This is a genomic window from Pseudomonas sp. UFMG81 (assembly GCF_015354575.1).
Taxonomy (GTDB): domain Bacteria; phylum Pseudomonadota; class Gammaproteobacteria; order Pseudomonadales; family Pseudomonadaceae; genus Aquipseudomonas.
In genome coordinates, this window is sequence record NZ_JACAFQ010000025.1 from 1 (window position 1) to 18,008 (window position 18,008).

At 65.8% G+C, this 18,008-nt stretch carries 17 protein-coding genes and 1 pseudogene; 6 read left to right on the forward strand and 12 right to left on the reverse strand.

All coding sequences use genetic code 11. The features are described from left to right. Positions 1 to 96 precede the first annotated feature (96 nt). From IX761_RS18240 to IX761_RS18275, 8 genes are all read right to left on the reverse strand, one after another. Positions 97 to 1,149 (reverse strand): AI-2E family transporter, encoded by a 1,053-nt coding sequence (locus IX761_RS18240; protein WP_194790963.1) that lies wholly within the window; start codon positions 1,147 to 1,149, stop codon positions 97 to 99. Positions 1,150 to 1,161: 12 nt separating this feature from the next. Further along, positions 1,162 to 1,956 carry a DUF4892 domain-containing protein gene (locus tag IX761_RS18245; protein ID WP_194790964.1) on the reverse strand — a complete coding sequence of 265 codons (795 nt, stop codon included), beginning with the start codon at positions 1,954 to 1,956 and terminating at the stop codon, positions 1,162 to 1,164. A 102-nt stretch (positions 1,957 to 2,058) separates the two neighbouring features. Next, positions 2,059 to 2,913 (reverse strand): alpha/beta fold hydrolase, encoded by an 855-nt coding sequence (locus IX761_RS18250; RefSeq protein ID WP_194790965.1) that lies wholly within the window; start codon positions 2,911 to 2,913, stop codon positions 2,059 to 2,061. Next, entirely contained in the window at positions 2,910 to 3,698 is a 789-nt protein-coding gene (locus tag IX761_RS18255; protein WP_194790966.1) for an alpha/beta fold hydrolase, read from the reverse strand. The genes IX761_RS18250 and IX761_RS18255 overlap by 4 nt, the downstream gene beginning before the upstream one ends. Before the next feature lie 107 nt (positions 3,699 to 3,805). Then, complete coding sequence (locus IX761_RS18260) at positions 3,806 to 4,180, reverse strand: hypothetical protein (RefSeq protein ID WP_194790967.1); 375 nt, start codon at positions 4,178 to 4,180, stop codon at positions 3,806 to 3,808. A 98-nt stretch (positions 4,181 to 4,278) separates the two neighbouring features. Continuing rightward, entirely contained in the window at positions 4,279 to 4,737 is a 459-nt protein-coding gene (gene sixA / locus IX761_RS18265) for a phosphohistidine phosphatase SixA (protein ID WP_194790968.1), read from the reverse strand. Further along, positions 4,734 to 5,081, reverse strand: coding sequence for a DUF4389 domain-containing protein (locus IX761_RS18270; protein WP_194790969.1), 348 nt, complete (start codon positions 5,079 to 5,081; stop codon positions 4,734 to 4,736). Before IX761_RS18270 ends, sixA begins: the two co-directional genes overlap by 4 nt. Positions 5,082 to 5,117: 36 nt before the next feature. Continuing rightward, positions 5,118 to 6,143, reverse strand: a complete 1,026-nt coding sequence (locus tag IX761_RS18275; RefSeq protein ID WP_194790970.1) for an NAD(P)H-dependent glycerol-3-phosphate dehydrogenase — start codon at positions 6,141 to 6,143, stop codon at positions 5,118 to 5,120. A 132-nt stretch (positions 6,144 to 6,275) separates the two neighbouring features. Between IX761_RS18275 and IX761_RS18280 the strand changes: the two genes are divergently transcribed. The 5 genes from IX761_RS18280 (at position 6,276) to fabB (ending at position 13,192) form a co-directional block, all read left to right on the forward strand. Further along, the gene (locus IX761_RS18280; RefSeq protein ID WP_194790971.1) at positions 6,276 to 8,423 is read left to right on the forward strand and encodes a TonB-dependent receptor plug domain-containing protein; all 2,148 of its coding nucleotides are present in this window, start codon (positions 6,276 to 6,278) and stop codon (positions 8,421 to 8,423) included. Next, positions 8,423 to 9,313, forward strand: coding sequence for an ABC transporter substrate-binding protein (locus IX761_RS18285; protein WP_194790972.1), 891 nt, complete (start codon positions 8,423 to 8,425; stop codon positions 9,311 to 9,313). Before IX761_RS18280 ends, IX761_RS18285 begins: the two co-directional genes overlap by 1 nt. Next, a complete protein-coding gene (locus tag IX761_RS18290; RefSeq protein ID WP_194790973.1) occupies positions 9,310 to 11,238 on the forward strand; it encodes a response regulator in 1,929 nt (642 codons plus the stop codon). Before IX761_RS18285 ends, IX761_RS18290 begins: the two co-directional genes overlap by 4 nt. Before the next feature lie 206 nt (positions 11,239 to 11,444). Then, a complete protein-coding gene (fabA, locus tag IX761_RS18295) occupies positions 11,445 to 11,960 on the forward strand; it encodes a 3-hydroxyacyl-[acyl-carrier-protein] dehydratase FabA (protein WP_023631260.1) in 516 nt (171 codons plus the stop codon). A gap of 11 nt (positions 11,961 to 11,971) precedes the next feature. Beyond that, on the forward strand, positions 11,972 to 13,192 hold the full coding sequence (gene fabB / locus IX761_RS18300) for a beta-ketoacyl-ACP synthase I (protein WP_194790974.1): 1,221 nt from the start codon (positions 11,972 to 11,974) through the stop codon (positions 13,190 to 13,192). Between the two features lie 215 nt (positions 13,193 to 13,407). Here fabB and IX761_RS27680 read toward each other — a convergent pair whose 3' ends face one another. The 3 genes and pseudogenes from IX761_RS27680 to IX761_RS18310 form a co-directional block, all read right to left on the reverse strand. Further along, positions 13,408 to 14,271, reverse strand: a complete 864-nt coding sequence (locus tag IX761_RS27680; RefSeq protein ID WP_416366801.1) for a methyl-accepting chemotaxis protein — start codon at positions 14,269 to 14,271, stop codon at positions 13,408 to 13,410. Next, positions 14,263 to 15,033 (reverse strand): annotated as a pseudogene (locus IX761_RS27685) (MCP four helix bundle domain-containing protein); the annotation flags it as partial. The pseudogene IX761_RS27685 and the gene IX761_RS27680, both read right to left, overlap by 9 nt. A 93-nt stretch (positions 15,034 to 15,126) precedes the next feature. Next, positions 15,127 to 16,143 (reverse strand): amidohydrolase family protein, encoded by a 1,017-nt coding sequence (locus IX761_RS18310; protein WP_194790976.1) that lies wholly within the window; start codon positions 16,141 to 16,143, stop codon positions 15,127 to 15,129. A gap of 120 nt (positions 16,144 to 16,263) precedes the next feature. Here IX761_RS18310 and IX761_RS18315 point away from each other — a divergent pair, with 120 nt between their 5' ends. Then, positions 16,264 to 17,127 (forward strand): pirin family protein, encoded by an 864-nt coding sequence (locus tag IX761_RS18315; RefSeq protein ID WP_194790977.1) that lies wholly within the window; start codon positions 16,264 to 16,266, stop codon positions 17,125 to 17,127. 82 nt (positions 17,128 to 17,209) lie between these two features. Here the strand turns inward: IX761_RS18315 and IX761_RS18320 are convergent, their stop codons facing one another. Beyond that, complete coding sequence (locus tag IX761_RS18320; protein WP_194790978.1) at positions 17,210 to 17,935, reverse strand: dienelactone hydrolase family protein; 726 nt, start codon at positions 17,933 to 17,935, stop codon at positions 17,210 to 17,212. Positions 17,936 to 18,008 lie beyond the last annotated feature (73 nt).

The following is an 18,008-nucleotide window of genomic DNA, read 5'->3' on the forward strand; positions in this document are numbered from 1 at the left end:
GGGCATAAAGAAAGCGTAAAGATCAGCGATGGGTTCGCCGGCAAGCCGGCTCCTACGGTGGCCATTCGTAGGAGCCGGCTTGCCGGCGAACCGGTGTCAGCGCTGGGGCGTGTGCTGCGCCGAATTGCGGCTCCAGTCCAGCAACAGGCTGTAGCCCACCGCCAGCAGCGTCGGCCCGATGAACAGACCGATGAAGCCGAACGCCAGCAACCCACCGAACACCCCGAGCAGCACGATCACCAGCGGCAGGTTGCCGCCACGGCTGATCAGGTAGGGCTTGAGCACGTTGTCTACGCCACTGATGACGAAGGTGCCCCAGATGCCGAGGAACACCGCCATGCCGTACTCGCCCTGCCACACCAGCCAGGCGGTGGCGGGGATCCACGCCAGCGGCGGGCCCATGGGGATCAGGCTGAGCATGAAGGTTACCAGGCCCAGCACCACCGCCCCCGGCACCCCGGCGATGAGGAAGCCGATCAGCGCCAGCAGGCCCTGGGCGGCGGCGGTGCCGATCACGCCGTTGACCACCCGCTGCACGGTGCCGGCCACCAGGTCGACGTAGTACTCGGCGCGCTCGCCCACCAGCCGTTGCAGCAGGCGGTGCACGAACGCGGCCAGGCGTGGGCCGTCGCGGTAGAAGAAGAACACGAACACCAGGCTCAGGGTCAGTTCCAGCACCCCGCTGCCGATCTGTGCGCTGCGTGCCAGCAGCCAGTTGCCGACCTGGCCCAGATAAGGTTTGGCCGAAGCCAGCAAGACGGTGCCTTGCTGGTCGAACGATTCCCACCAGCCCACCAGGCGTGGCCCTACGAACGGGACGCCCGCCACCCAGGCCGGTGCATCAGGCAGCCCTTCGACCTGCACGTCACGCACGAACGCGGTGGCATCGCGGATATGGTCGGCCAGGTTGAACCCCAGCCACACCAGCGGCAACGCCGCCACCAGGATCCACAATGTGGTCAGCACAGCGGCGGCGAGTGTCTCGCGCCCGCCCAGCAAGCGGGTGAGCAAACGCATCAACGGCCAGCTGGCGAACGCCAGGATGGCACCCCACAGCAGCGCCGAGATGAACGGTGCCATCACCCACAGCCCGGCACCGAGCAGCGCCAGCAGCAGGATCTGGACCAGCAGGCGGTCATTGTTGGCCATGGGCGCGCTCATTCAACGGATCAGTTCCAGGTGCAGGCCATCGGTGGGCGCGTCACCCACCTCGAGCCGGCTGCTGCGCACGCCGGCTTTGGTCAGCTGTTCGCGCCAGGCTTCGGCGCCCTTGCCGCTGAGGCTGGCGCGCAGGGTGCTGTCGAGGTTGAGGCTGCGGGCCAGCAGCGTGGCCCAGTTGGTCTGGGGCTCGGCAAGATCGGGGTAGTCGAGCTTGCCCGTATCGCGCAGTTCACGCAGCACCGTGGCGGCAGTGGGCAGGATGTCGCCCAACGGGCTGCCGGCAACGAACTCTTCGACGTGCAAATAAGCGCGGCGGTTGCCACGGGTGACGCTGTACAGCGCCACCAGTGTGTCGGCCTCTTCGGCGGAACGGCGCAGGAGGATGAACGCCTGTTGCTCGTCGCCGCCATTGAGCCGGGCGTTGGCGAACACGTCGTTGGCCCAAAGGCTGGCTTCGCCGCAGTCGCGGCCCTGGCACCAGAACAGTGGGTAACCACCGTCTGCCTGCAGGGCCTCGCGGGCGCTGGTGAACGCCTCGCGGGCGCTGCGCTCGACCGGCAGTTCATAGGTTACCGAGCTGACCTGGCCACGGCTCTCGACCTTGTCGTCGACCCGCAGGCGGCCGCTGATCTTGCGCAGTGGGCCCATGGGGTAGACCCGCTCCTGCTCCACGGCGGGGCGCTGGTCGACGACTTTGGCATCAGCGGGAACGGGCAGCTCGCCGGCCCACAGCAGGGGGCTGGCAAGGGCGAGGCAGGCGGCGATGGCGCTGCGGGCGTAAGCGGGTACGCTCATCGGCAGCCCTCGTGGCCACGGGGTTGGTATACGTGAGTGTCTGGCATGTACATGGTTGTCTCCCTTTCAACCCGCCAAGCCTCGACACTTGCCCGGTGCAAGTCAAGGAATGCCAAAGAAGCGATTGAAACAGTCTGCAACAAGGGCCGCACCCTGCTCATCGTTCAAGTGCAGGTGATGGCCACCCGGCAGTGTGATCTGCTCGAAGGGTAGCTGCTCCAGCAGCGCCGTGTGGCGCGCCAGCATGCCGTCGGCCGCCACCACCAGGCACGCCGGGCAGGCTATGCGCTTGACGAAGGCCATGGCCTGGGCCTGGTTCAGGCGGGTGGGCGATGGCAGCGTCAGGCGGCTGTCGCTGCGCCAGCTGTAACCGCCAGGCACCGGCATCAGGCCACGCTGAGCCAGCAACTCAGCGGCCTCGCGGCTGACCGCGACCATGCCTTTCATGCGCGCCTCGACACCCTCCTCCAGCGTTCTGTACACCGTCTTGCGCTTGCCCTCCAGGCGCAACTGCGCCTGCAAGGCCATCCCCAGGCGTTCGGCGGCGTCCTGTTCGGCGATGGTCGGCGGAATCACCCCATCGATCAGCGCCAGGTGGCTCACCCGCTCAGGCAAGGCACCGGCCAATTGCACCGAAATAATCGCCCCGAGTGAGTGGCCAAGCAGCCCGAAGCGCTGCCAGCCCAACTGTTCGGCAACCCGCAGGATGTCGTGGGCGTAATCGGCCAACGCATAGCCAGCGCCAACCGGGCGGTGTTCGGAATAACCATGCCCGGCCAGGTCGAGGGCGACGATGCGCAAGCCCTTCAGTTGCGGCGCCAGGCGCGCGAAGCTGTTGGCGTTGTCCAGCCAGCCGTGCAGCGCGATCACCGGCAGGCCATCGGCAGGCCCGAACAGGTGCGCGGCCAGTTCGATATGGCCCAGGGCCAGGCGGACTTCTTCGACCTGGGCGCTCATGCCTGGCTCCAGCGGTCGAACAGGCCCTTGATCAGGCTGGCGGTGTCCAGAGGGCGCTCCAGCGGGAACATGTGCCCGCCCGGCAGGCTGTGGTACTCGCCCCGGGCCATGCCCCGCACACCCAGTGCGTGATGGCGGCGAATCACTCGGCTCTGCGCGCCGCGCACCACCGCCAGCGGCACCTGCAACTGACGCGGCGGCACCGGGCTGACATGGGGGATGCTGCGGTAGATGCTGATTTCGGTGGCCGGGTCGAAGCGCAGGCGCAGGCCACCGTCGGCCTCCTCCAGGCCATGCTCCAGGTAGGCTTCCAGGCACTCCGGATCGAAGTGGCGGAACAGCGACTTGCCGGTGAAATAGCTGCGCGCGCTGTCGCGGTCGGCAAATGCCTCGCGCCGGCCCAGGGTGCGCCCGGCCGGGGTGATGCGATCGATGAAGCCCAGGCGCTTGGCGGCCTGGATCAGCCATTGGTCCGCGCGGGTCAATACCGGCGAGTCGAGCATCACCACCCCCCGGTACAGCTCCGGACGCCTCAGCGCCGCATGCAGGTGCAGCACCCCGCCCAGCGAATGACCGACACCCCAGACCGGGGCACTCTGCTGTTCGAGGTGATGCAACAGCTCGTCCACCAGGCTCTGCCAGTTGTCGTTCACCGGGAAGCGCGGGTCGTGAGCGTGCTGGGCCAGGTGGCGTACCTGGTAATCCGGCGCCAGGGCGGCGAACAGCTTGCCGTAGGTGGCCGAGGGGAAGCCGTTGGCGTGGGCGAAGAAGATCTGCTGCGACATGGCCGCCTGCTCTGCACGGGGAAGGATGGCCCATTGTCGGCAAGGCGGCAGGCAGCGGCAACGTCCGGATAGGTCATCGCCAAGGGTGATCAGGTCATTCCTGAGGTCTAGAACCCTTCCAGCGCACGGCGCAGGCAAGCCTGCATGTACGCCAGCTGATGTTCGAGCGCATCACTGGCCAGCTGATGTTCATGGCGCTCGAGCTTGAGCCTGCGCAGCGCCAGGCAACTGCTCTGCAGCAGGTGCGCCATGCGCTGGCTGGTTTCGAGAAGGTCCTCAAGCTCCCCCTCTCCTTCGAACGCGCTGGTCGGGCCGAGGCCCTGGCGCTTACGTATCGTCCCGCGCAACTGATAGAGCTTGGCGTCAGCGGATTCGCGCAACAGGCTGTACTCCGCAAAATCCAGCAGCCTGTCACGCTGTACCTTCTCCAAGGTCGACTCCAGCCCGACCGAACACACCATCTCCCGCCTCAGCCCGCTCATTGCTTCGTTCCTTGCCCAGCCAAACATTCACGTCCTGAGACAGACGCTAGCAAGAGGCTGATAGGGGCAACAACTGGCAGAACTATCAGTTGCGGGGGTCATGCCGAATGATGAAGGGCGCGCAGGGTCATCAGCCCCGCCAGTGGCCAGTCACCGTCCAGTTCGGCCAGGCTGGCAGTGCTCAGGGGCGCCGGTTGCTGGCCGTGGCCATGCTCCAGCAGGCCCACCAGCGTACCCACCAGCGGCTGGTGGCTGACCAGCAGCACCTGTTCCAGCCCCAGGCGCTCGACTTCGCCAATCACCTGCTGCACGTCGCTGTCCGGGGTCAGCCAGGGCACGGTACGCACCGGCTCGACACAGCCCAGGGCGCCATGCACCAGCGCTGCGGTCTGCTGGGCACGCACGTAGGGGCTGGCAATGATCGCTTGCAGCGGTTGGCCGAGCAGGTGCGCGGCGCTGCGCAGTACCTGCTCGCGGCCATGGGCGGTGAGCCGCCGCTCGGCGTCGGTATTCGCCCTTGGCTCGGCCTCGCCGTGGCGCAGCACCCAGAGCTTCACAGCTTGGGTTCCTCGTCACGCACCGGGTGCGGCGCGGGGGCGACGGCATGCGCAGGCTCGCCCTCGGGGGCACGCGGGGTCGGCCAGTCGGCGAACGGCCAGGGTTTCTGGTCGCTGTGGAAGCTGCCGAAACGGCCGATCTGCGCCAGGTACTGGCTGAGGCTGTCGCCAAAGTTCATGAGGCTGGCGCTGGGGGCGCCGTAGATCAGGCGGTAGATCAGTTGCACCAGCACCAGGCCGCCCAGCAGCAGCTCGGCCAGTTGCCAGACCACCAGGAACACCAGCATCCACAGCACCCGCAGGATGATCGACTCGCGCTGGGCGCGCTCGGGGGTATCGTTCATGTCTTGCTCCTTGCTCTTGTCGGGGCCGCTTGGGGCTCAGTTGAAACCGCTGGTGGAAATGAAATCGACGTCGGTCTTGGGTTCGGCGCGCATCAGGTGTTCGATCACCTGGTTGAGGGTGCGGCCTTCGAAGAGGATGGCGTGCAGGCCCGCCACCAGCGGCATGTACACCCCCACCTCCTGGGACTTGGCTTTGAGCACCTTGAGCGTGTTGACCCCTTCGGCCACCTCGCCCAGGCGGCTGACCGCCTGCTCCAGCGTCAGCCCCTGGCCCAGGGCGTGGCCGACCTGGTAGTTGCGGCTCTTGGGTGAGGAACAGGTGACGATCAAGTCGCCGACCCCAGCCAGGCCCAGGAAAGTCATCGGGTTGGCGCCCTGGCTCACGGCGAAGCGGGTCATCTCGGCCAGGGCGCGGGTGATCAGCATGCTCTTGGTGTTCTCGCCCATACCCAGCGCCACGGCCATGCCGGCGATGATCGCGTAGACGTTCTTCAGCGCGCCGCCCAACTCGACGCCGAAACGGTCGCTGCTGGCGTAGACGCGGAAGGTGCGCCCGTGCAGAACCGTCTGTACCTGCTGGCACAGGGCTTCGTCTTCGCTGGCGACCACGGTGGCGGTCAGCGCATGCTCGGCGATCTCGCGGGCCAGGTTGGGGCCGGACAGCACACCGATGCGCGCCTGGGGGGCGATCTCTTCGAGGATCTGGCTCATCAGCTTGAAGCTTTGTGCCTCGATGCCCTTGGTCAGGCTGACCAGGCCCTTGCCGCGCAGCAGCTCGGCGTGGGGCGCCAGCACACTGCGCAGGGCGCTCGACGGCAGGGCGACGAAGATCAGCGCGCTGGCTTGCAGGGTGGCAAGCAGATCGTTGACCGGCTCGACGCCGTCCTTCAGGCGGATGCCTTTGAGGTAGCGTGGATTCTCGCGGTTGACGCGCATCGCCTCGGCTTGCGCCGGGTCACGCATCCACTGGCGCACGGGGTGGCCGTTTTCTGCCAGCAGGTTCGCCACGGCGGTGCCGAAGCTGCCGCCTCCAAGAACTGCAACAGGTTGCTGTTCAGTCATATCCAATCCGTTAACCAATAAAGTAAGTGGCGACTGGCGCATTATACGGCCCACCTGCTACAGAACCAGTGCCTCGCGATGCGGCAACTTGCCAGCAGCGGATCACTGGCAAAAGCCGTGCGGTCGGTTAACATGCCTGATTCATTTCTGAAACAAGGCCGTACCGTGTTCCCTGGCACGCCCCCCTACCCGCGCCTGATGCTGCTGACTGCCCTGCTGGGTGGCCCGGTCATGGCCGACGACCTGTTCATCGACAACCAGGACCTGCCCCAGGTTCTGACCGCTACACGCCTGAAACAATCCCCGGCCGCGGTGCCAGGCAGCATGACCGTGCTCGACGGCGAGCTGATCCGTGCCAGCGGCGCCCGCGATATCCCCGAACTGCTGCGCCTGGTGCCGGGCATGATGATCGGCTATGGCGCCGGCAACCAGCCGACGGTCAACTACCACGGCAGCAATGTCAGCGATGCCCGGCGCATGCAGGTGCTGATCGATGGCCGCTCGGTGTACCGCGCGGGCCTGGCCACGGTGGACTGGAGCGATATCCCGGTGGCCCTTGAAGATATCGAGCGCATCGAGGTGTTCCGCGGCCCCAACACCGTCAGCTATGGCGCCAACGCCTTGATGGCGGTGGTCAACATCCTCACCCGCAACCCGGCCGACAGCCATGGTACGCGGCTGAAGATGACCCGTGGCCAGGATGGCATCAACGACTACTACGCCAGCCAAGGCATTGGCTGGAACAGTGGCGACCTGCGCCTGTCGTTCTCTGGCCAGCAGGACGATGGCTTCGACAGCGACCAGTTCGGCCGCGACTATCGCGACAGCCGCCGGCTCAACCGCATCAACATCAATGCCAGCCACACCCTGGCGCCGAACCAGACCCTGGAATGGCAGCTGGCAGCCAAAGAAGGCAGCAACCAGCGCCCGTACACCTACCAGCCGGTATTCGGCAACTACCGCGCCGGCAACGACGCCGACGTCAACGCCAAGGACTACGCCGGTTCCGTGCGCTGGAACATCGACCTCAACCCCGAGCACAGCCTGTATGTACAGGGCTCGGCGCAGCACTTCGACCGCCAGCAAGTGTGGCGCGCCTGCGACGCCGCCATCGCATTCAGCCCGGAACTGACTCGGATGTGGCAGCTCGACCCGAACTTCACCGAGAAGGTCGCGCGCAACCTGTTCACCGGCAATCTGCCGAGCACCACCGATCCGGTGCTCGGCACTTTGATGGGCCAGGTGCGCAACCAGTGGGCCAACGGTGGGCGCAACACCATCTGCGGCGACGTCGACCAGAGCACCCGTGAAACCCGCTTCGACCTGGAAATCCAGGACACCCTGAGCCTGACCGACAGCCTGCGCCTGGTCAGCGGCATGAACTACCGCTACGACCGGGCGGATTCGCAAACGTACTTCAACGGCAGCCTCGACGACCGCACCTGGCGCCTGTTCGGCCAGCTCGAATGGCGCGCCGACGAACACTGGATACTCCAGGGCGGCGCGATGTTCGAGGACACCCAGTTGTCCGGCAGCTCGCTGACCCCGCGCGTGGCGGTGAACTACCTGATCACCCCACGCCATGGCCTGCGGGCGGTGTATTCCGAGGCGATCCGTTCGCCAGACATGTTCGAGAACAACGTCAACTGGAGCTACACGGTCAAGAACCTGACCCCCAACCGCTACGGTTTGCAGGACGGCGAGTACTTCGTCAAGACCCGCGGCCCGGGCGACCTCGACCAGGAGCGCATGCGCTCGCGAGAGCTTGGCTACAACGGCTTCTTCAGCGACATCGACCTGAGCATGGATGTGAAACTGTTCTACGACGAGATCACCGGAATGATCAGCGAGCCTTTGAAGAACAACCAGTTCATCGCCAGCAACGCCAACAAGGCCCGCTTCAGCGGCAGCGAGGCGCAGTTCGACTGGCGCGCCAGCCAACGAGACCGCCTGCGCGTCACCTACGCCTATGTCGACGCCTGGGCCAGCAACCCCAACGACCGGCGCCTGTCGGCACGCAACAGCGGCTCGGCCGGCTGGCTGCGCGAATGGGGCCAGGGCTGGTCCAGCGCACTGTTCTATTACGGGGATGATGCCCTCAACCAGTACCGCTACGAGCGCGTCGACCTGCGCCTGGCCAAGCGCTTCAGGATCCAGGGCAGCACCCTGGAACTGGCCGCACTGTGGCAACAGCGCCTGGACGATGAGCCAGTCACGGTCGAGCAGAACCGCTACGACAGCCGCCACCGCCTGAGCGTCAGCGCGGAGCTGGCGTTCTGATGGCCGTGCTGCTGCGCCTGCTGCTGTTGTGCATCCTGCCCCTGGGTTCGCTGTCGGCCAGTGAAATCCTGTTGGTGGGTGCCGAGGACCAGCCCGGCATTCGCAGCTTCGTCGCCGCCCTGGCACAGCGCCGCCCACATGACCAGGTGCAGTTCAAGACCATCGCCCAGCTACCCCGCCCGGGGCAGTTGAAGGCCGATACCCGTCTGATCCTGCTCGATGCCCCGGCGCTGGAGTGGCGCCTGGGCGAAGCCGCCGGCCCGCAGGCACTGGCCATGCGGGTCAGCCGTGTACAGGCCGAGCAACGCCTGGGAAAGTCGCGACCGGCGTTCCTCAGCCTGCTGTGGAGCGACCCACCGCTGGCCCGGCAACTGCGCCTGGCCAGCTACCTGTTGCCGCAGGCCCGGCGGATCGGCGTGCTGTACGCTGAGCACAGCCGCTTCCTGCTCGACGAGCTGCGCCAGGCCGCGCGGCCATTGGGGCTGGAGATCGTCGCCGAGGACTGGCCAGACCTGCGTGACAGCCGCCCCTTGCAGAACCTGCTGGCCAACAGCGACGTGCTGCTGGGCCTGGACGACCCTGAACTGTACAACTCCAAATCGGCCAAGAACGTGCTGCTCAGCAGCTATGGCCGGCAGATGGCGCTGATCGGGCCGAACGCCGGCTTCGTCCGCGCCGGCGCCCTGGCCAGCACCTACAGCGACCAGGACGACTGGCTGGCGGTGCTCGACCAGTTGCTCGAACTCCCCCCGCTACGCTGGCCACGCAGCCTGTACCCCGCACACTTCGGGGTCAGCGGTAACCAGCAGGTGGCCCGCTCGCTGGGGCTGGAGGCGATCGACCCGGACGCCGCCGCCCTGGCCCTGGCCGCAGGAGAACCCACCCCATGAGCACGCGCCTGAGCTGGGACATCCACACCCGCACCCAGATCATCAGCCTCGGCCCCGCGCTGCTGCTGACCCTGCTGCTGATCAGCTTCTTCACCTTCGTGCGTATCCAGGACTTGCGCCAGGAGCTCAACCACACCGGCCAGCTGATCGCCAACCAGCTGGCGCCGGCCTCCGAGTACGGGGTGATCTCGGGCAACAACGAGGTGCTCGAGGGGTTGATGCGCGCCACCCTGAGCATCCCCCACGTGCGCTTCCTGGAAGTGCAGGACAGCCGCAACCACATCCTGGTGTATGTCGAGCAGCCGGACGAAAGCCTCAACCGCGCGCAACGGGTCGAAGTGTTCCAGGCACCGATCCGCCTGCAGCAGATCCGCCTGGACAACGACTTCCTGCAAGGCAAACCGCAACTGCCAGCCATCGGCGACGACTACCTGGGGCGGGTGATCGTGGGCATGTCCGACGATGCCTTCAGCCAGCGCCAGCAGGAGATCGTGATCAAGGCCGCGATCCTCGCCCTGTTCGCCTTGCTGTTCACCTTCCTGCTGGCCCGGCGCCTGGCCATGAGCCTGTCCAAGCCGATCAGCGACATGGGCCATGCGGTCAAGGCTATCCAGCAGGGCGATTTCAACGCGCCGCTGCCGGTGGTCGATGACAGCGAGCTGGGCCACCTGGCGCGGCACATCAACAACCTGGCCAGCGCCCTGGACCAGGCCGCCCATGAGCAGCAACAGGCTATGGGCCAGCTGATCCAGGCCCGCGAGGAGGCCGAACAGGCCAACCGCGCCAAATCCGACTTCCTGGCGATGATGAGCCATGAGCTGCGTACGCCCATGAACGGTGTTCTGGGCATGCTGCAGTTGCTTGAGACCACCCACATGACCAGCGAGCAGGCCGAGTACACGGCAGTGGCCAGCGAGTCCACCGGGCACCTGTTGAAGGTGATCAACGACATTCTCGACTTCTCGCGGATCGAGCGCACCACGCTTGAGCTGGAGCATATCGACTTCAACCTGGGCGAGCTGGTCACCAGCAGTGTCCTGTCGTTCCAGCACAGTGCCCAGCAGCGTGGCCTGGACCTGCGCCTGCAACTGCCGCCGGGCATCGAACTGCTGCAGGTGGTGGGCGACCCGACGCGGATCCGCCAGATCCTGCTCAACCTGGTGGGCAACGCGTTGAAATTCACCGAGCGCGGCGAGGTGGCGGTGGAGGCGCGCTGGCAGGTGCTGGACACGCAACTGCTCTGGCTCACCTGCACCGTGCGCGATACCGGCATCGGTATCGACAGCAACCGCCTGGAAACGATGTTCGTCGCCTTCCAGCAAGCCGACAGTTCGATCTCGCGGCGCTATGGCGGCACCGGCCTGGGCTTGTCGATCGCCCGCACCCTGGCCGAGCGCATGGGCGGCCAGTTGCGAGGCGAGAGCCGCGAAGGGCTGGGTTCGACCTTCACCCTGGAAATGCCGCTGGCCCTGGCCAACGCCCCGGCCGGCTTCGACAGCGGCTGCGCACTGCCGGCACTGGCGGGCAGCGCTGGCGAACGGATCCTGCTGGTAGAGGATAACCCGGTCAACCAGAGCGTTATCGAAGCCATGCTGCGCAGCCTGGGCTTCGAGGTCGGCCTGGCGATGGATGGCGCCCAGGCGGTCGACCTGGTGGAGCAGCAGCCGTTCGCCGCGGTGCTGATGGACTGTCGCCTGCCGCAGATGGACGGCTACGAGGCCACCCGGCGTATTCGCCAGTTACCCAGGGGCGCGGGCTTGCCGATCATCGCCCTGACCGCCAGTGCCCTGGAGGGTGACCGCGAGCGCTGCCTGGCGGCCGGCATGAACGATTACCTGAGCAAGCCCTTCAAACGCACCGACTTGCAGCGCATCTTGCGCCGCTGGCTACCCGGTCGGACAGCTGCGGCTGGCGATAAATGCTAAAGTGCGGCAGTCTTAGGGACTGGACAGGACCGCCGCCGGACCTGAAAATAACATTTCAGTGCACACCTGTACTTCTTTTGCCAGGTGCGCTGTGACTTTCACCACAACGCAATAGTCTACCTGTAGGCTGCCGCCCTGGATGCAACGCGCTCCGGGCCGGCCGGGAAGATTCATCCCCTGCCGCAGGGGGTTATTGAGGAGCTCGCATGACCAAACAAAACGCCTTTACCCGGGAAGACCTGCTGCGCTGCAGTCGCGGTGAGCTGTTCGGCCCCGGTAATGCGCAACTGCCCGCCCCGAACATGCTGATGGTCGATCGCATCACCCACATCAGCGAGGAAGGCGGCAAGTTCGGCAAAGGTGAATTGGTCGCCGAGCTGGATATCAATCCGGACCTGTGGTTCTTCGCCTGCCACTTCGAAGGCGACCCGGTGATGCCAGGCTGCCTGGGCCTCGACGCCATGTGGCAGCTGGTCGGCTTTTTCCTCGGCTGGCAGGGCCTGCCGGGCCGTGGCCGCGCCCTGGGTTCGGGCGAAGTGAAATTCTTCGGCCAGGTACTACCCACCGCCAAGAAAGTCACTTACAACATTCACATCAAGCGCGTCCTGAAAGGCAAGCTGAACATGGCCATCGCCGATGGCTCGGTCAGCGTCGACGGTCGCGAGATCTACACTGCCGAAGGCCTGCGGGTCGGCGTGTTCACCTCCACTGACAATTTCTAAGGGTTATTCGCATGCGCCGCGTCGTTATCACTGGTCTGGGCATCGTATCGTGCCTGGGCAATGACAAAGCTACCGTCACCGAAAACCTGCGCAACAGCCGTCCGGGTATCCGCTACAACCCGGAATACAAGGAAATGGGGCTGCGTAGCCAGGTTTCCGGTTCCATCGACCTGAATCTGGAAGAGCTGATCGACCGCAAGGTCTATCGCTTCGTCGGCCACGCCGCGGCCTACGCCTACCTGGCGATGCAGGACGCGATCAAGGATGCCGGCCTGACCGAAGAGCAGGTTTCCAGCCCGCGCACCGGCCTGGTGGCAGGTTCCGGTGGCGCTTCCACGCTGAACCAGATGGAAGCCCTGGACACCCTGCGCGAGAAAGGCGTCAAGCGCGTCGGCCCATACCGTGTTACCCGCACCATGGGCAGCACTGTGTCGGCGTGCCTGGCCACCCCGTTCAAGATCAAGGGCATCAACTACTCGATCTCGTCGGCCTGCGCCACCTCCGCACACTGCATCGGCACCGCCCTGGAGCAGATCCAGTGGGGCAAGCAGGACATCGTCTTCGCCGGTGGCGGTGAAGAAGAGCACTGGAGCCAGTCGTTCCTGTTCGATGCCATGGGCGCCCTGTCGACCAAGCGCAACGAAACCCCTGAGCTGGCCTCGCGCGCCTACGACGCCGACCGTGACGGTTTCGTCATCGCGGGTGGCGGCGGCATGGTGGTGGTCGAGGAGCTGGAACATGCCCTGGCCCGTGGCGCCAAGATCTACGCCGAGATCGTCGGCTACGGCGCGACTTCCGACGGCTACGACATGGTCGCCCCGAGCGGCGAAGGCGCAATCCGCTGCATGCAGCAGGCGCTGTCCACCGTCGACACCCCGATCGACTACCTGAACACCCACGGCACCTCGACGCCGGTTGGCGACGTCGCCGAGATGAAGGGTGTGCGTGAAGTGTTCGGCGACAAGGCACCGAAGATCAGCTCGACCAAGAGCCTGTCGGGCCACTCGCTGGGCGCCGCGGGCGTGCACGAGGCGATCTACTGCCTGCTGATGATGGAGAACAACTTCATCGCCGGCTCCGCCAACATCGACGAGCTGGACCCAGAGGTCGCCGACCTGCCGGTACTGCGCAAGACCGAAGAGAACGCCAAGATCGACACGGTCATGAGCAACAGCTTCGGCTTCGGCGGCACCAACGCCACCCTGGTGCTCAAGCGCTGGACTGGCAAGTGATTGCTTGATGTGCTGAACGAGAACGCTCCGACCTAGGTCGGGGCGTTTTTGTTTGTACCTGCAAACTACGATTCTGTTTTTGTAGGAGCGGCCTTGCGTCGCGAAAGGGCTGCGGAGCAGCCCCAGCATTCGTCGTGGCGTCACAGATACCCTGGGGCCGCTTCGCGCCCCTTTCGCGACGCAAGGCCGCTCCTACAGGTACTGCGCCAGCCTGGTCAGACCGAAAACCGCTGCACCAGGGTGTTCAGGTCCACCGCCAGGCGCGACAGCGCCTGGCTCGCCGCCGAGGTCTGCTCGGCCCCGGCCGACGACTGGTGCGCCAGGTCGCGGATGGTGGTCAGGTTGCGGTCCACCTCCCGTGCCACCTGCGCCTGCTGCTCCGATGCGCTGGCGATCACCAGGTTGCGCTCGTTGATCTGGCCGATGGCCCCGGCAATCGCCTCCAGCGCCGCGCCCGCGGCATGGGCGCCTTCAAGCGTGGAGCGGGCCTGCACATCGCTCTGGCGCATCCCCTGTACCGCCCGCTCGGCGCCACCGCGAATGGCGACGATCATCTGCTCAATCTCCTGGGTCGAGGATTGCGTGCGATGGGCCAGCGCCCGGACCTCGTCGGCGACCACGGCGAAGCCACGCCCGGCCTCCCCGGCCCGCGCCGCCTCGATGGCGGCATTGAGCGCCAGCAGGTTGGTCTGCTCGGCGATGGAGCCGATCACATCCAGCACCTTGCTGATATCGTGCACCTGCTGCGCCAACTGCCCGACCTCCTCGGCGTTGCCGGCCACGCCGCCGGCCAGCGCCTCGATGGCGGCCACCGTGGCCTGCACCTGCTCGCGGCCACGGCGGGCGATCTGGTCGGATTCGCGCGAGGCTTCGGAGGTGGCCACGGCGTTGCTTGCCACCTCCTCCACCGCTGCGGTCATCTGGTTGACGGCGGTGGCCGCCTGCTCAATCTCCATGCTTTGTTGCTGCAGGCCACGGGTCGCATCCTCGGTGACCGCGCTCAACTCTTCCGAGGCCGAGGCCAGCTGACTGGCCGAATCGGATATCCGCCCGATGGTCTCGCGCAGGCTTTGTTGCATGCTCTTGAGCGCCGCCAGCAGGCGGGCCGGCTCGTCATCGCCGTTCACGGTGATCTGCGGGGTCAGGTCGCCGGTAGCGACCGTCTCAGCCACCTTCAGCGACTGCCCGAGCGGGCGCACGATGCTGCGGGTCAAGGCCAGCGCCAGTACCACGGTAAGGGTCAGGGCGATCACCAGCAGTACCCCGACCCAGACCTTGGCGCCGTTATAGACGGCTTCGGCCAGGTCGGTGGCGGAGTTGGCGTGATGGTTGTTCAGCTCGATCAGCTCGTTGAGCGAGGCGGTCATCTGGTCGGCGATCTGGTTGATCTCGCCATTGACCAGGGTCGCCGCCGCCTCGACATGGCCTTCGACGGCCAGCTGTACCACCTGGGCCTGCAAGGTCATGTACTGGCGCTCCAGACCCTGGTAGCGATCGAACAGCGTGCGCTCCTCGGGCAGCACGATCAGCGCATCGTAATGCCGCTGGGCCTGGTCCAGGCCGGTCTTGATCTCGTCGATGCGGGCGCGGTTCTGCTGCTGGGCGGCGGGGTCGGTGTTGACCAGCAGCCGTAGCGTCAGGGCTCGGATGCGCAGCATGTCCTGGGTCATGCGCCCCACCGAGATCACACTGGGCAGCCAGTTGTTGTCCACCTGTTCGGACTGCTGGCGCATGTTGGTCATCTGTTGCAGGGCGAAGCCACCCAGCGCGATCACCAGCAAGGCCATCAGGCCGAAGCCCAGGCCCGCGCGCGGGGCGATATTCAAACGTCTGAGGCTCATTTCAGGATCCCTCCCAAAAGCGTTGTTCCGTCGCTTAAAGAAGGTATCGGGCGGCTCGAAATTTGCGTAAGACGAAAACGCGATATCAAAAGGCTATGTGCCCTGTTTTGCCGCCTTGGGCAGTACCGCGAGGAAATTGTCATGCGCCACCTTGCGCGCCACGTCTTCGGGCAAGGCGTCCAGGAACGGCTTGAAGCCGTGCAGTTGCTCGCCCAGGCTGTCGAAGCGCCCAACCACGTCGGAGCCGAGCATGAAGCGCTCGGGGAAGCGCTGGATCAGCGCCAGCCAGTCCTTGTCCGGCACGCCCTGCTCATCCAGCAGGTAGGGGCGCAGCACGCTCCAGGACAGGTCGACGTAGAGGTTCGGGTAGTCCTCCAGCAGGCGCGCCAGCACCGGCAGGAGGAAGTCCATCCGCGTCTGGTGCCGATGGATCTCTGCACTGCTACCCGCATGGGCCCAGATGAACCGGGTGTGCGGGTGGTTGCGCAACGGCTCCTCGATTTCGGCCAGGTAGAGCGGGTTGCGCTCGCGCTTGGAGGTGATGTTCGAATGCAGCAGCACAGGCAGGTCGCGCTCGGCGGCCAGGTGGTAGATGCGCGTCATGGCTTCGTTGTTGGCCCGCGGCGTATCGCCGCTGGTCAGGGCGGTGAGGTCGTCGTGGCGGGTGAACACTTCGCCGATGCCCTGCCATAGCCCGGGGTAGAGTTCGAGCATGCGCTCGATATGGCTGGCGGCATTCTTGTCCACCGGGTTGAAACCGGTGAGGAACGGGTGGAAGCGCCGGCGCTGTTCGGCTGGCAACTTCTGGAGCGCGGCGGCCACGTACAGGTCGGTGGCGCTGTACCAGTAGGCGTCGGCATCGTCGCCGGCGTAGTAGCGGGGGCGCTTGGGTTCGTCCTCGTGCCATTTCTTGGCCACCGGGATTCCGGAGATCATCGACTGCTCCACCCCAGCGGCATCCATGGCCTTGAGCAGCGCCGGCATGCCTTCGCTCTCCTGGAAGAAGTCCACATAGTGCAAGTGGGCGTCACTGTAGCGGTAATCACGGGCTTGGGCCGCTGCGCACAGGCAACCGGCGAACACCATGCAGGCCAGCAGTCGGACGATCATCGCAGGCTCCTTCGTGGCTAGGGAAAGAGTAGACCGGGTGGCCACGCAGGCAGTTCAGCCCAAGCACGCCAAGCGCTATGCTTGGGGGCATCGTCCCTGCCCACCCGGAGCACCTCCCTCATGAGCAGCCCCCTGGTCATCCGCCCTCGCGCCGAATCGGTCGAAGGCCAGCCGATCCTGCGCCCGCTGCCCTCGGCCCAGTGCCGCAGCGTCGGCCCGTTCGTGTTCTTCGACCATATGCTGGAGACCGACTACGCGCCCGGCCGTGGCATGGATATCCGCCAACACCCGCATATCGGCCTGTCCACCCTCACCTACCTGTTCGAAGGCGAAATCCAGCACAAGGACAGCCTGGGTTCGGACCAGCGCGTGCGGCCAGGCGATGTGAGCTGGATGACTGCACGTGGCGGTGTGGCCCACGTCGAGCGCACACCTGCCGAGCTGCTTGCCGAGGGTTCACGTTTGCACGGGCTGCAAGTCTGGCTGGCCTCGCCACGCGAACATGAACAGGGAGAGCCAAGCTACAGCCATCACCCGGCGGCCAGCCTGCCGGTCAGCGATAACCTGGGGGTACGCATCTGCATGATCGCCGGCACGGGCTTTTGCCTGGCGTCGCCGGTACCGGTGCTCTCCCCTACCCTGTACGCCCATGTACGCATGCAGCCTGCCACCACGCTTCTGGTGCCTGACGAGCATGCGCAGCGGGCGCTATACCTGCTCGATGGCGAGCTGCTGCTGAACGACGAGGACGTCGAGCCGTGCAGCCTGGTGGTGCTGCCGGAGGGTGAAGCGGTGACGTTGTATGCAGAGGGTGAGTGCCAGCTGGTGCTGATCGGTGGCGCGGCGCTGGATGGGCCGCGGCGGATGAACTGGAACTTCGTGGCCAGTGATCCGGAATTGATCGAACAGGCGCGGGCACGCTGGGCGGCGGGAGATTGGCCGGTGGTGCCTGGGGAAAAAGGGCGGATCGAATTGCCGCGCTAGCCTGCAGCTCGCAATCGCGGGGCATGCCCGCTCCCACAATGGATTTGGCTCAACTGTGGGAGCGGGCTTGCCCCGCGATGGGTCAGCCCTGGAACACTTCCTTGAGCAGGTTGTGCATCGAGCGGAACGCCCGCTCCGAGGTGCGCCGGTCATACTGCATCTTGCCCGGCACATTGGCGTTCGGGTCGGTGAACGAGTGCACCGCGCCACCATAGCTGAGCAACTGCCAGTCGACCTTGGCGGCGTTCATCTCCGCTTCGAACGCGGGCAACTGCTCCTTGGGCACCAGCGGGTCAGAGGCGCCATGCAGCACCAGCACCGAGCCCTTGATGCGCTTGGCATCTTCCGGGTTCGGCGTGTCCAGGGTGCCGTGGAACGACACCGCGGCCTTCAGGTCGGCACCGGTACGGGCCAGCTCAAGGGCACAGCAACCACCGAAGCAGAAGCCGAAGGTGGCCACCTTGCCGGGCGCCAGCAAGGCCTTCGATTGGCCGACCAGCTGCGCCAGGGCTTCCTGCATGCGCTTGCGCAGCTCGGCACGGTCGTTCTTCAGCGGCATCATGGCGTTGCCGGCTTCATCAGCGTTGGATGGGCGCACCGATTGCCCGTAGAGGTCGGCGATCAACACCACATAGCCCTGCTCGGCCACTTCCTTGGCGATGCGCTCGGCGCCCTCGCCGATACCCATCCAGTTCGGCGCCATCAGCAGGCCCGGTTGCGGCAGCGCGCCAGGTGCATAGACCAGGCGGCTCTCGTAGGTTTTACCCGACAGGTGATAGACCAGCGACTCGATAATGACCTTGCTCATTCAACACTCCTTGGCATGCACGGTTGCGCGAATTCTAGACCGCTTCAGGCGATTCGCGGGGCAAGCGCGCCCC